The sequence below is a fragment of the Enterobacter sp. JJBC genome (assembly GCF_036936505.1).
Classification (GTDB): Bacteria; Pseudomonadota; Gammaproteobacteria; order Enterobacterales; family Enterobacteriaceae; genus Enterobacter; species Enterobacter hormaechei_C.
On the sequence record NZ_CP136938.1, the window covers coordinates 28,928 to 42,489 of the forward strand.

The following is a 13,562-nucleotide window of genomic DNA, read 5'->3' on the forward strand; positions in this document are numbered from 1 at the left end:
AGCAGCCAGATTTCAGCAGTGACAACGAAAATGAGTGATGCTGTCAGAACGATATCAACCCGGTTCAAGAAATAATTAATCTCTTTAAAATCTGCGTTTATATTCATTACAGAGTACATCCCGCTGCGTGCACCTGCTTAAATAACCCTGAAACGTAAAGGGATTAGTGATTATCACGTCACTAAACAGTGATAGTGTATTCATGTAAAGCTCCCAAAGGACGAATAATGAAATTACGAAAAAGGGCGCTTGCTGCCGGAATTATCGTACCCACAATCCTGGCTACACTGCTGTCGTCAGGGATGGCCTGGCGCCAGCTGAGCAGGGACACGGCCGTGACGGCCGACATACTGATGAGTCAGGTCGACCACGTTACATCCATTGCCCGCCATGCAAGCCTGGTAACCGCAAGGCTCGCCACTCAGCCCTGTGAAAGCGTCCTGCAGCAGATGACGGAGAACGGCGCCCTCACGCCCTACATCCGCAGCACCGGGCTTATACGGGATGGTGAAGTAATCTGCTCCTCTGTTACCGGCGCCAGGCAGCAAAGTGCCGATGAGATTTTCGGTGTTGCCGTTTCAGCACCCACAGGGAAGATAAACGTTATCGCCACGGAGGGGACCAGCAGCGTGCCCGGGCACGTGGCTGTTATCTACGCCTATGGCGCCGGCAACCGGACGACGGCATTCAGCGTGGTGGATGCCCGATACGTTACGGACCTGATGGACTCCCTGGATGATGAGAATCATTCGGTTCAGCAGCTCAGGTCAGTGATGGCCCCGTCATTTCCGGGCAGGAGAAAATCTTCCCACGTGTGAAAGTGTTCACAGCTGAGTTCCACTCTGCCGCGAGTCAGGCGCAGCTTCAGGTTCTTACACCGACGCTGTCGCTTCGCCATTACATCCTGCGTAATCTGCTTTTCCTAGGTCCCCTGTCCCTGTTACTGACCCTGGCCATGCTGTACATGTGGCATCGCTGGGATTCCAGAAAGATGTCTCTGGCAGAAGAAATCAGGAAAGGGATGGCAGACGGCGAATTCAGCGTGCATTACCAGCCGGTCTGTGACACCGCAACTGGTGCCTGCTCCGGCGCCGAAGCCCTGATGCGCTGGCAGCGTACTGACGGTAGAAGCATTTCACCGGTAGCGTTTATCCGGGCCGCTGAAGAGGAAGGTCTGATTGTCAGCCTGACGCAGCATCTCTTCAGCCTGATAGAAGACGATGTCAGGGCATGGCAGGTGACTGCCCCCTTCCATCTGGGCGTGAATATCGCAGCCCCTCACCTGACGGACCGGTCGTTTACTGCCGACGTTCTGAGACTGTGGGTATCTCTCGATCCCGCTTTTCGCCTAGTGCTGGAAATTACCGAGCGCAGCCTGGTTGAGGACACTGAGTCGGCATCAGCGAAACTTAATGAGCTACGCCAGAAAGGCTGTCAGGTGGCCGTGGATGATTTTGGTACGGGCTACTGCTCGCTGAGCCTGCTTCAGAGCCTGCCGGTGGATTACCTGAAAATTGACAAAATATTCATCGACAGCCTGACGTCGGCCGGGGCGGACACGCCGTTGCTGGACACCATTGTCGCTCTCAGCAGGCGTCTGAACCTTACCACCATTGCGGAGGGCGTGACGGCCGCGCATCAGGTTGACTGGCTGATTAAAAATCATGTTGCTTATATTCAGGGGTATTATTATGGACGGCCCATGCCTGCCGGTGAATTTTATGTGTGGTACAAAGGGCAAATACGTTAGTGATACATCATGCTAAGCCTGATGTATGACTGTAGGGGATTTTCTCTGGTCAGAGAAAAAGAAGAAAAGAAATTCCTCCAGCGCTTCCATGAGTATCTGGATACAGGTGACCTGAATATTTTTTCGATGGCAGAACCTGAATACATAGCTAAAAAAATAGTGAGTGAACTGAGTAATACAGACTTCTTGCAAAGGGGGTGAAGCCGAAGTGTTCTTCTGAGTCAGGTCATGACGGCGGGGAGACTTCAGGCCGCTGAAGGCCCTGACCGGAAAGATGGCAGGGCATCTGGCTCACTAATCGATTCTTTATCCATCCGAAACGGCACAACCGGTGACGGGCTTAAGGATTGCTAATGTCACAAACAAAAGTCAGGCCTCTTTCAGGATGAATATTAAAAATGTGGAAAAATCTTCCGCATCATCTTTATTGCTCTGTACATTTTATTCAGGAACCTCTTTTGCAACACAAGCAATAATCTGCTAATCGCAACAATCTTTTTTTTTTGTACTTTTAAGGCAACAATCTTTCTCTCCCTCTCCTAAGATCCGAAAACTCCCTAATTGGGATATGTAGAAAATAGTGTTTACCAAACCGTACATTTTTAGAACATGTAAGACTAAAAGTAACCGGGTTGAACCGGTTACTTTATGATGCTTATTTCGACATATTATTAAAAAGTTTAAGAGCCAGAGACTGACTACGTTCCACGACTAACTCCTTATTCCAGTTATGATGTGCACGGTAAAAGCTTATGAAATCACTGACACAGGCTAAATCTGATTCGCCATATAATGCGATTTTTTTGTCAACTGGCAATTTCCCGCAACGATCATTAATATCAACACTGAGAGGTATTAAGTTTCCTATCATTCCAACATACTCGGGATCAAAAGAATGCTGAGGACCTATGTGTTCGAGATTGGTATCTTTTAACATTATTTCTTCAGACCCCCGATTAATGGCTTCGAGTCTTTGATAAACATAGCTGATAAGTTCTGTGTTATTTCTTTTCTTTTTCGAAGATGCGTTTCTGGAATACCAGAGATGATTGACCATTCTTTCAATGAACACCGATTCTGAAGGCATTTTTTCTGTAAAAGCCTTAACCATATCAGAAAGGGTCGATTTCATTTCCTGCTTGTTTTTTGCAGATGCGACTTCAGCTGCATATTTCGCAAACATTGCATCCACACCGGAAGGCTTCATTTTACAGATTGTGGTGAACTTGAACTGAAAATCTTCGATGAACTGCAGAGTTTCAATCAGCGAGGATTCGCTAAGGTATTTAGCCGTTACCTTATTTTCTCTAACTCTGAGTAATGCCAGTACCAGAGGCCTTTGGATGGTCACGTTAAATGTGAAAAGATTTCTCAGGATTCTGTATATTTTTTTCTGATTCAGACCTGGCCAGTCATTCTCCTGTGGATCGCATATTTTAATGAATAGCGATGAATCTTTTTCCATCTGACTTAAAAATGATTCTGGTGTAACAGTCGTGCTTTTGTCAGCTATTTTTTTCTTAAATGAACGATATAACTGATCTTCACCAATATATCCAAAATTGGACATCCACCATATCCTGATGTAGTCAGACATATTTATTTTAGTTTTCAGTTCTATAAGTCCGTTTTCGATTGCTGTCCATTGTTTTTTTGCAGTGTCTTCAGGATACATATCTGTTTCCTGGGAACAGTACTGCAAAATCTTATTTTTTATCAGGTCAATCGAGCTCAGGCTGATACCTCTTGCATTCAGAACCTCGAATACGTCGTAAGCGTCATCAGTTGACGGAACCAGTATACGAACGACCTTAAGATAAGATGTTATCATTTTTAAGATTGCATCGAGACACTGAATATACTCTTCCTCTGAATATCTTACCCCTTTTTTGCTTTTATTAAGTAACTTACATGCCTCCTGTTTTTCTAATCTTTTTTGAAAGTAAGTGTAGGCGTAGTTTATCTTTTCGTCTTCATCAGATTTAACCTTTGGATGACAATCCTCTTTCGACTGACATTTAAGTTTAAAAAAGTCACGTCCGTTGCTTTTAGATATTTTTTCTGTAAGATGTGCTTTCGCTGAGATAATTGATGCCTTTGATACAAGATAGGTATTAACTATATCATCCGCGCTCTCTATATAGTTAAGAGCTCTGAGCTTTCTGGAAATGAGTGATATCAGAATAGTTATAACAGAAAGACGTTGCTGACCATCAATTATTTCCAGCATTGAACTGTCGGTTGTGCCTGATAAAACGACTGTCCCAAGGAAGTACTCAGCATGGCTGAAGCTCTCGTTCTCGTACTGAATGTTTCTCCTAATATCATCCCAGAACTCATCAAGCTGAAGTTTTTCCCAGCTGAAGTCCCGCTGATTTCGGGGGATAACGTAACGTCTGTTAACTGAAAGAATATCGTTTATATCAACCTGTACGGCATCAAAGTTCATGCTCCCTCACTTGTGTTATGTATTAGCATATTGTGCAGGTCTACCATACATTAATACTCTAAACTTACGAATGTTCTATCTGATTTTTGCTCAAAGCTCCACAACCATTAAGATTGTTGCTAAAATAGCAATAATCCCCTCATCGCAACAATCCGCTGTTTTTAGTGAATCTCCAGCAACAAACCTTGTTTTCTCCACCGCAGATCCGAAAAAAGCATATTTCGGATCAATACAGCCCGTTTTACACCTGCATAATAAGTCGGGTTAGGGATTCAACCCATGTTCTCGATGGCTTGCTGTATCACGAAAGCGACCTGGAAATCAGGGAGCATTACACCGATACAGCTGGTTTCACCGATCATGTCTTTGCTCTGATGCATCTGCTGGGCTTTGCGTTCTGTCCACGAATCAGGGATCTCCACGACAAGAAGCTGTTTATCAAAGGGAAAGCAGACCAATACCCGGTTCTTCAGTCACTGATATCAACAACCAGCCTGAATCTGAAAGAGATCGAAATTCACTGGCGTGAAGTGCTGCGCCTGGCAACTTCGATAAAGCAGGGAACCGTGACGGCATCCCTGATGCTGAAAAAACTGGCCAGCTACCCCAAGCAAAACGGACTTGCCAAAGCACTGAGGGAAATTGGCCGTATTGAACGAACGCTGTTTATGCTCGACTGGTTCCGCGATCCGGCACTTCGTCGGCGGGTCCAGGCGGGACTGAATAAAGGAGAAGCCCGTAACGCGCTGGCGCGCGCGGTATTCCTGCACCGTCTGGGTGAAATCAGGGATCGTAAACCGGAAAATCAGAGCTACCGCTCCAGCGGACTGACGCTGCTGACGGCAGCTATCTCGCTGTGGAATACCGTCTATATGGAAAGAGCGGTCGATGCCCTGAAGCGTAAAGGGATGAAGATCAACGAGCAACTGCTGTCGCATTTGTCCCCGCTAGGCTGGGAACACATCAACCTTACAGGCGATTATATCTGGAAAAGCAACAGGATACCGGCCTCCGGTAAGTTTCGTCGGCTGAGGCCTGCTAAAGTCGCAAGGGTCAAAAAATAACCTTAACGAATGGAAGGGACTTCCCCTGGATATGCACCTGGTTAAATATTGTGCAATCATGGGGTAAACATAGCCCAGAGGGATTCGTTATGACCATCACTACTGTCGGTATCGATCTTGCTAAAAATGTGTTCGCTGTTCACTGCGTTGACCAAAATGGCAGAACTGTTCTGGTTAAACCCAAAGTATCGCGTGCTGCACTTCCTGAGCTGATTGCAGGTTTACCTCCTTGTGTTATCGGGATGGAAGCATGCTCCGGTGCTCATTACTGGGCAAGACTGTTCCGGCAGTATGGTCATGAACCCCGTCTGATGGCGGCAAAGTTTGTTTCTCCTTATCGCATGGCTGGTAAATCAGGAAAAAATGATGCAGCTGATGCTCAGGCTATCTGTGAAGCCGTCCGTCGCCCGCATATGCGGTTTGTGCCCGTGAAGGATGAGAGCCAGCAGGCGATGCAATGCCTTCATCGTACCCGGCAGGGTTTTATCGAAGAGAAAACAGCAATATATAACCGATTAAGAGGCTTAATATCTGAATTTGGCATCATCGCTCCACAGAGTACAGATGCCCTGCGCCACATCGTGTCTGAACAGAAGAACTCCTTGCCGCTTCAGGTTCAGCAATGCGTTGATGATCTGCTGGAACATATTAATCGCATTGAAGATAACATCGCTGAATACGATCGGATCCTGTCTCGTATGGCCAAAGCTGATCACCGCAGTCAGAGGTTGATGGAGCTGAAAGGGATTGGCCCCACAACTGCATGTGCGCTGGTCGCCAGTATCGGTAATGCGCATGACTTTAAGAATGGGCGCCAACTCGCAGCCTGGCTCGGACTTACGCCATCGCAGTACAGCAGTGGCGGAAAATCAAAGCTTGGCAGGATAACGAAAGCGGGCGATTCGTATCTGCGAACGCTACTGGTTCAGGGTGCCCGTTCGGTTCTGATTGGTGCTGAAAAAAGGACTGACTCATTCAGTCGTTGGGTTTGCTCGCTAATTGAGCGAAGAGGATACTGGCGTGCCGTTGTCGCCATCGCTGCCAAAAACGCGCGGCTATGCTGGGCATCATTGCATTACGGTGATGATTTCAGGCTGTACTCGGCCAGTTAAAGTACGAAGCAGCAGCATAACCATCTGACCTGCAACTCGTTGATGATAAAGGGTTAGACCCCGTGAGGTATATCTGATTATTGTACAGGATATACTTATCCGTTTACCGAACGAGAGCCTCACGAGCGTCTTTCATCAGGGTCCGAATCGATAACGATTCATCATGGCCGTTTATAGTACCGCAGTCTCTCCCCTTTATTTGTACTGTAGTGCAGACAGAAGCCCTAAAAACCGGCGTTGACATGCCGGGGAAGTCCTTATAGTACAATAATTCTATGTAGCGCTCGCCGCAGTATCAGGCCAGCAGGCCTGATCGAGGAAGCGCAGGAGAACGGAACGGGAAGATGGCAATTACGCGCGTAACATGAAAAACAGCCTCTGGCGGGAAACGTTCTTCGTACTGAGGATCATTTCACCCTGGTGGCTTTCCGGATAGCTGCCTGGAGTTTGTCAGAAGTAACGGCTTCCGGGAAGACCGTGATGGTGTCCGGCGTGGCTCCGCTAACAGGCATGACGATGATCCCCGGCGTTCCGGTGAGTCCCAGTGCCTCTGCCAGGTTACTGTTTTTCTCAAGGGACGCGGTATGCTCGCCCGGCGCAGAGGCGGTCAGCCCTGCCTTTGACGCTGCCGCGAGAATATCCTCCACCGTCAGCTTGCCTTCATTATGGCCGGTGGCGTAGATGGCATTGTGATAGGTGACATAGGTCTGCGGCCCTTTCTTTTGCCAGACCGTCAGCCCCTGCTGCGCTGCCTGAAGTGAGGCTTCCCAGCGCCCACCAAAAATTGGCCACTCCTTAAAGAGGTAGCAAACGTCCGGCTCCGCTTTCATGACCTTCTCCAGCTCCGGAGCGAAGCGGCTGCAGAACACGCACTGGTAATCAAAGAATTCAATCACCGCGTCCTTTGCATTATCAGGTCCGTAAGCCGGCGTGTCTGGATCATGCAGAAGGTTCGTCTGATTCTCCATCACGCTGAGTGCAAACATTTTCTGCTTACGCGCCTCCTGCTGTTCCTGCAGCTTATGACTGACCGTCACAAGTATCTCTGGGTGGGACACCAGGTAGTCAGCAGCGATTTCACCAATACGTGCCTCCTGCTCCGGGCTGAATACCGGGTGAGGGGCCGAAGCGTGGGCCATTGAAATAAAGCTAATGTATGTTGTAACTATAAATGCTGCTAATTTGTTTGCTTTCATTGCCTGATTCTCATGGTTTAAACGGGGATTAGCGTTCTTTCTGAATGGTACGGGTAAGGGTCTGTTCTTCACGCTCCGGCGTGCGGCTGCGCTCCGTATTTTCTGCCGCCCTGACCATGTCGCGTTCAGCGTTTGCCAGATCTGCAATCACACGCGATGCCCGCGACAGTTCACCGGATGTCTTGTCAGCACCTTCCAGCTCGCTTCTAACGCCGGCAGCGGCTTTTATTTCCTGTCCGCCGGTGTTTTCCTCACTTCTCACCCTGGCGATCACCTCCGCATCCGGGTTGAGTGGCTCCGGTCTACGCGGGTTAATGTCTTCCGGTTTCAGTCTGATCGCCTCTTCCTGGGGAACTTCCGCCAGCAACGACTCCGGCTGCCTGCTCAGTCCGGCTTCTTCATTGCGAACCTGGTCTGCCAGCATCTGCTCTCGCAGCTGCTGTACGTTCTGCTCGTCCGTCAGCGTGGAAGCAATACCCGGTGACACTTCCTGTTTTGTCCCACCGCTTACCTTAAGCAGCCATGCTGAAGGCGGCTCATCGCCGGTCTGCCAGACCACGCCGTCCTTTGGATTATTTCGTACTGCATCGAGTGCGGCCGTCAGGTTGCTGGCCACAATCGTGTTTCCGGACTGACTTCGCTGCAGCACGGCACCACGGGCACGCTCTGTCATGACCATCCGGGTCTCACCCTGCGTCATCCGTCCTTCCGTGCTGGCAACAAGGGAAACCAGAGCCAGGCCCGCACTCCTGCCATTGTTGTCATACACAGGCAGCGCCAGCGCCGGTTCAGGAAAGCGCCGGGTAGCCGGGATGATTTTTGCCGTCAGTGACGCATCCTGCATGCCCTGATGGCGCACCCAGGCGCGACCGATGGCCGTTTTATTCACCGACTGCCCCATTGCCCAGATGGCTTTCGCCTGTTTGCGCTGCGTTTCTGGTGCCAGCGCATCGTGCGCGGTTTTGATATCGCGCTCCGGCGTTTTTACCGCCTTAACCCAGTCCGCTTTCCCGTCGGTGTATATCTGGACGTGCTCTTTCACGCGTGAGGCTGAAATGTAGAAGGCACGACGGGAAGCCAGTGCCTTACGACCGTCTTTCGTGCCCTCAAGCGCAATGACATAATCGCTACTGGCCCCCTGAGCACCGTAGCCGGTGACGGCCCAGCCGTAGTCGAGATGCTGCTGCGCCCGGACCTTCTCCGGATTGATGGTGACGCGACCGCTCTCCCCCTTCAGACGGATATTCCCCTGCTCGCTGACCGACTCCACCGTATAGCGCTGGTTGGCCATTTGCCCCTGTTCGCGATCGGTCGCCGTGAACTTAAGCAGATCGCCCGAACGGACTTCCATCTCGCTGCGGCGAAACAGCTGCACGTCACCGGTGATCAGCTCCTTCGGTGAAACCAGAGCAATCTTCCCTTCCTCATCACGTACCGTCACCGTGCTGCCGTTACGGTCAACGGCCACCACATCCTGGTAGCGGTCACCGCGGTTATTGCCCGTACCACACCACGCCGCCCGTTGCTGCTGCGCCGCCCAGGATGACGGCGGCCAGAATGGCCAGCTGCTTGCGGCGGGTTTTCAGGTTTTCATTCAGGCTTATGGTCATGAGCGGGTGTCTCCGTCATCTGAGAACACAATCCAGGCATACCCTTCGCCGCCAGCATAGAGCTGGTTCTGCGACAGCATTACGGCCCGGACGCCCTTGCGCCAGAAATCGCGCTCGCGCAGGCTGCGGGTAATGCTGCCCGGGTTGCTCATCCGGAAGCGCACAACGCGTAGGTGATTGCCAACAAACTGGCGTTCGGGTGTCAGGCGTACATCACTGGCGGGTGTGTATGCCGGCATGCGGCTGACCGGATACTCCTGATAGTCGTCTGGTACCTGGCCGTTGACTACGGCGCGGGATAGTGCGACCAGTGTTTTTTCGTAGGTCTGCCCTTCTTCCCATGTCTTCGCATCGTCGTTCTTGCGAAGTGGTGGTGACATCGGGGTGAAGCGCAGTGTTTTGCCGTTACCCGGTTGCGGTCTGACGTTCAGGCTCAGGGATGAGCCGCGGTCAGTCTGGATAAACAGGGTAAAGTTCTGGCCGACAAGCGGAGACAGAATGAGCGCTCCGTCATCGGTCTGGCTCTGGTCATACGCACCGGTTGGTCCGCTGATGCTGGTAATGAGTTCTCCGTCTACAACAACCTTGCTCGGGTTGGTGTTGCTGAGGGTGACGTTAAAGGCGGCGTCGTTCTCAAACGGAATGGCTGCGGGTGCGGAAGCGGCCCGGAGGCCGCTTGTGAATAATCCCGCTGCCAGAAACACAGCAGCAGCTGCCGGTGAAATGCGAAATTTCATGGGCAGTCCTGTCAGTTGGTGGGAGATACCGGCTTGAGCTCTTCAAAGCTGTGAAGGTTAATCACACCGTTGTCATAGCTCAGTTTCAGTCGGTAGGTTTTTTCCTGGTCTTTCAGTGGCGTGGTGATTGCGCCGTTGGTGGTGGATGGTTTCAGAACTCCGCTGTACTGCACGGTGTTATCATCAATAACGCGAATTTCTTTCGTATCGAACCGGGTGGTAATGCCCCCGTTCTTGATGCGTTCAGCTTCAATATCCAGAGCTTTCTTGAGTGCGTCCCGCTCGGCGGAAGGGACGAATCCAAGAACCATTTTATGGTTAGTGTCGACGTTCTCCGGGCTAACATTGAGCCGCCAGTAAATAAAGGAAGCGGCGAATTGTGTCAGGCCGGTTGCGTCAATACTTTTTGAATCTGATGCAAAGGGGCGGTTATAGATTAAAGGCGTGGTGATGGTTTTCTGGGTGGTGGCGAAATACCATGCCAGTGACCCTGTCAGCACATTCCCGGCGCCCATTAGTAAAGTAAAAGCTGAAAGACCAATAAACGCATAGCGGAGTTGTTTATCGCGTTCTCCTTTAATATTCAGTTTCATGAAAAACTATGCCCTCCAGTGCCGGAAACTTGAATCAGGTATCTGGCGAAAGGTTACTTTGAATAAAAGTGATGGCAGGTGCCAGTAACAGAAATTAAGTAACCAGTATGACCCCTGCCCTTTTTTCAGATATCTGACGATAAACCAGAGGATTCCCGCGATTACACCAAGTTCAACTGACAGGTTGTTAAGCACCCCTAACACTATAAGGGGTGCGGTAACAATCAATTCGTCAATCGGTAAGCCTAAATAGCGGTCCTGCTGGTTCATTGTTTCCGGGAAGTTATATTTATCTCCTTCCCTATTCATCATTTAGCTCGCGATGCCGAAGGCGACACGGGTAAAAATGATTGCCATAACGATACCAACGAACACTAGTGGTGAGCGGGCCTTAATGTAAATAAACAGGCCCATGATGATTTCGGCAATGTAGAACCATTTAATCAGTGAGGAACCAGAACCGAAGGTGGAGTTGACTGTGGTGTTCTGTGAGGAAAGAAGGTCAGTACCAGATGCGAATGCCGGGTGAGTGACCATAAGTGCAATTAAAAAAGCGCCTGCTGACTTTAAGTAAAATTTAGCTTTGCGATTTTCGCGAGCTTTGCGGAATAAAGACGCTACCGCCCATCCCTTACCGACGTTAAGGGCACTGCCTTTGGTTAACATGTTTGTTTTCTCCGAAGTAAACAAAAGTGAATCGCGTAAGTGCTTGTTTACGCGGGCGCAATTGTCCCATGACCCTAAAAAAAAAAAACTGTGATGCATGTCACACTTTTTGGAATCATTCAGATTTATCCGAATATGTAAGTGAGTAGGCTTTGTTGACCAGAAAGTTCGGAAATGGCCTCCGGGATCTATAGCTATGAAAGTTAAAGAGAAAATGTGGGATGGTCGCGGCCGTCCACGTAAGTTCCAACCGGGTGAAGCGGTGGAGTGGCGATTGCGTGCTCCGGATAATCTGCTTATGGAGCTGAGAATATGTGCCAGGGCTGGCAACAGAAGTGTGAATGAGGAAATTATTGCCAGGCTTTTGTTGTCGCTAAATTATCAGCCGGGCAAGCCTGTCATTAAAACTGCTGAAGGTGAGCGGCTTATTGCACTGGCGGTGAGATTTGAGGAATGGCTTGGGCAATTGCTTGATAGCGAATCTATTGATGTTGCTAAGGAAATTAATTTCTCGCCCAAGCAGGAGCAATTATGGATGTGGCGAAAGGGTGAAAGAGTTTTGCTTCCGGGGAAAACAACCGGATATAGCATGCGTATTCCTGAGAATCTGGCAGATGAAATCAGGGCAATGGCGAAGGTGCATAACCGTAGTCTGAATGACGAAATGCTCACCCGCCTGATGGATACTCTGGGTTATTTTACGGAAAGGTTACTTGACCAGAACGAGGATGCGCAGGCACTTAAAGTTCTATGCATGGAGTTTGAGGTGTTCCTGAAGGAAAAAATTAAGGGGGTGGAGAAAAACGACCTTACCTGGGGTGAAAAACCGTCTTAGTGATCGATGCGAGCCGGGGTTGTCCGGCTCGCAGTTTTATTCTTTTTCGTTGATGAAGTGCCTTGCTTCCGCTTCGTTCTCAGCTGTATTTATGCCGCTTATAATCATATCAAGCGTATCTTCCAGGCTGCCCTCGCCGTCTTTTCCTGTCATTTTTAAATACATCTCAGCAAGTAGTGTGGCAATGAGAACCGTGCCTTCACGTGAGCCGGCCGCTTTTCTTATGAGGTCTCTGCGATATCCTTCAATGTCAAACTGGTTGCCATCCTCGCCATCGCGCTTATAAACAAGCAGTCCAAGCCTGATTAATTCGTTGCAGGTGGCTGATATGTTTGCTTCTCCAGCATTTGCACCGTTTTGCAGGTCTTGTTGAACAATATCGCGAACTTCACGTTCAATTTTATCTTTAAGGTAGATGCCGACTCTTCCCATATTTCTTACCTGTTTTAAGTTAGTGTCGGAACCGACACTACATGTAGCCTGTTGGTGGATTATCAGATTGCTGCGCAAAGGTGTAATGGGTTGATACTGCTGTGAATTTCTGCTCTATACAGTAGTACAATCCAGCACCAAGATGTGCGACAGTGTGACACTGTGCGATATATAATTCAATGTAATTAAAGCATATCTACAATTGTACGATACATGTGTGACATACCAACACTAACAGGTATCAGGATTATACGATAGTGTAGTGTCGGTATGTACGACATTAAACGGTCACAGTTCAATAACGCGCAAATTTCTTGCAGGCATCCACCTGAAATTAAAAGAAAAATCTGCAAGACGAAGTCTTGCGTAGGGTGTGATGTTTTAAAGGGTTAGTAAAGAGCGGCAAGTTAATACCGTCCACTGTCCTGACATGTTTATTCCGACCAGGTGTTAAATCCCCGCAGGAAAGCGCTCACGCGCGTTTGTAGTGAATTAACTTGATTACGACGATCCGCCGGGGTATTTTTTAAAGCGCCTCTCCAGGGCCCGTTTATTTCGCTAAAAGGCCAAACCATGAAAATATCGTTACTGCCTGCTGCTTTGCTGACTCTTTCACTATCTGCTGGCGCTGCTCCGCAGATGTGCTTTGACCAGGCCGGCAAAGATTATCAAATTGATCCGCTTCTGCTTATGTCAATTTCGATTAAAGAGAGCCATCTGGTACCAGATGCGATAAATGGATCAAACAGGAATGGGACAGAAGATGTCTGTGGGATGCAGGTGAACAGCTCTCATTACGGTAAACTTAAAAACTTCAATATTACCCGTGAGCGCCTGTTAAATGATCCATGTATCTGCGTTTATACGGGTGCATGGGTACTGGCGCACAACTTCAGGTCATACGGAAAAAACTGGGACAGCGTGGGGATGTATAATACGGGGCCGAGCAAAAAGCTCATTACGCAGCGCAAGGCCTATGCACAGGATATCAAAAATATATATCGCGTATTACTGGCAAGAAAAAAGTTACTTTCTGAACGTCTCGCGCCAGCTGCGGGTAAGGAGCATGAGATAAAAACTACAGAAACAGCATCGCTTAACAGCGGGCAGTAAAAAGC

Annotated in this window: 13 protein-coding genes and 1 pseudogene; 6 read left to right on the forward strand and 8 right to left on the reverse strand. The window is 49.1% G+C overall.

Translation table 11 applies throughout. The features are described from left to right. Positions 1 to 227 precede the first annotated feature (227 nt). Both RY075_RS24280 and RY075_RS24285 read left to right on the forward strand, forming a co-directional pair. Complete coding sequence (locus RY075_RS24280) at positions 228 to 818, forward strand: CSS-motif domain-containing protein (protein WP_338628924.1); 591 nt, start codon at positions 228 to 230, stop codon at positions 816 to 818. Continuing rightward, entirely contained in the window at positions 815 to 1,750 is a 936-nt protein-coding gene (locus RY075_RS24285; RefSeq protein WP_338628926.1) for an EAL domain-containing protein, read from the forward strand. Before RY075_RS24280 ends, RY075_RS24285 begins: the two co-directional genes overlap by 4 nt. A gap of 655 nt (positions 1,751 to 2,405) precedes the next feature. Here the strand turns inward: RY075_RS24285 and RY075_RS24290 are convergent. Further along, complete coding sequence (locus RY075_RS24290) at positions 2,406 to 4,199, reverse strand: DUF262 domain-containing protein (RefSeq protein WP_338628928.1); 1,794 nt, start codon at positions 4,197 to 4,199, stop codon at positions 2,406 to 2,408. 215 nt (positions 4,200 to 4,414) lie between these two features. Between RY075_RS24290 and RY075_RS24295 the strand changes: the two are divergent. Both RY075_RS24295 and RY075_RS24300 read left to right on the forward strand, forming a co-directional pair. Then, positions 4,415 to 5,263 (forward strand): annotated as a pseudogene (locus RY075_RS24295) (Tn3 family transposase); the annotation flags it as partial. A gap of 89 nt (positions 5,264 to 5,352) precedes the next feature. Beyond that, on the forward strand, positions 5,353 to 6,375 hold the full coding sequence (locus RY075_RS24300) for an IS110 family transposase (protein WP_338628860.1): 1,023 nt from the start codon (positions 5,353 to 5,355) through the stop codon (positions 6,373 to 6,375). A 407-nt stretch (positions 6,376 to 6,782) separates the two neighbouring features. Here RY075_RS24300 and RY075_RS24305 read toward each other — a convergent pair whose 3' ends face one another. From RY075_RS24305 to RY075_RS24330, 6 genes are all read right to left on the reverse strand, one after another. After that, a complete protein-coding gene (locus tag RY075_RS24305) occupies positions 6,783 to 7,571 on the reverse strand; it encodes a DsbA family protein (RefSeq protein WP_338628861.1) in 789 nt (262 codons plus the stop codon). A 28-nt stretch (positions 7,572 to 7,599) separates the two neighbouring features. Beyond that, positions 7,600 to 9,039 carry a conjugative transfer relaxase/helicase TraI domain-containing protein gene (locus RY075_RS24310; RefSeq protein WP_338628863.1) on the reverse strand — a complete coding sequence of 480 codons (1,440 nt, stop codon included), beginning with the start codon at positions 9,037 to 9,039 and terminating at the stop codon, positions 7,600 to 7,602. 138 nt (positions 9,040 to 9,177) lie between these two features. Beyond that, a complete protein-coding gene (gene traK / locus RY075_RS24315; RefSeq protein WP_338628865.1) occupies positions 9,178 to 9,918 on the reverse strand; it encodes a type-F conjugative transfer system secretin TraK in 741 nt (246 codons plus the stop codon). 11 nt (positions 9,919 to 9,929) lie between these two features. Further along, positions 9,930 to 10,511: a TraE/TraK family type IV conjugative transfer system protein gene (locus RY075_RS24320; protein ID WP_338628867.1), complete on the reverse strand. Its 582-nt coding sequence runs from the start codon at positions 10,509 to 10,511 to the stop codon at positions 9,930 to 9,932. 6 nt (positions 10,512 to 10,517) lie between these two features. Next, the gene (traL, locus tag RY075_RS24325; protein ID WP_338628930.1) at positions 10,518 to 10,820 is read right to left on the reverse strand and encodes a type IV conjugative transfer system protein TraL; all 303 of its coding nucleotides are present in this window, start codon (positions 10,818 to 10,820) and stop codon (positions 10,518 to 10,520) included. A 3-nt stretch (positions 10,821 to 10,823) separates the two neighbouring features. Further along, complete coding sequence (locus RY075_RS24330; RefSeq protein ID WP_050863363.1) at positions 10,824 to 11,177, reverse strand: type IV conjugative transfer system pilin TraA; 354 nt, start codon at positions 11,175 to 11,177, stop codon at positions 10,824 to 10,826. Positions 11,178 to 11,373: 196 nt separating this feature from the next. Here RY075_RS24330 and RY075_RS24335 point away from each other — a divergent pair, with 196 nt between their 5' ends. After that, positions 11,374 to 12,012, forward strand: a complete 639-nt coding sequence (locus RY075_RS24335; protein WP_338628869.1) for an Arc family DNA-binding protein — start codon at positions 11,374 to 11,376, stop codon at positions 12,010 to 12,012. A 36-nt stretch (positions 12,013 to 12,048) separates the two neighbouring features. On the opposite strand, the gene RY075_RS24340 is transcribed toward RY075_RS24335, so the two are convergent. After that, positions 12,049 to 12,444 (reverse strand): conjugal transfer protein, encoded by a 396-nt coding sequence (locus RY075_RS24340; RefSeq protein WP_029403780.1) that lies wholly within the window; start codon positions 12,442 to 12,444, stop codon positions 12,049 to 12,051. A gap of 573 nt (positions 12,445 to 13,017) precedes the next feature. On the opposite strand from RY075_RS24340, the gene RY075_RS24345 reads away from it, so the two are divergent. Continuing rightward, positions 13,018 to 13,557: a lytic transglycosylase domain-containing protein gene (locus RY075_RS24345; RefSeq protein WP_063444073.1), complete on the forward strand. Its 540-nt coding sequence runs from the start codon at positions 13,018 to 13,020 to the stop codon at positions 13,555 to 13,557. The last annotated feature ends 5 nt before the right edge of the window (positions 13,558 to 13,562 follow it).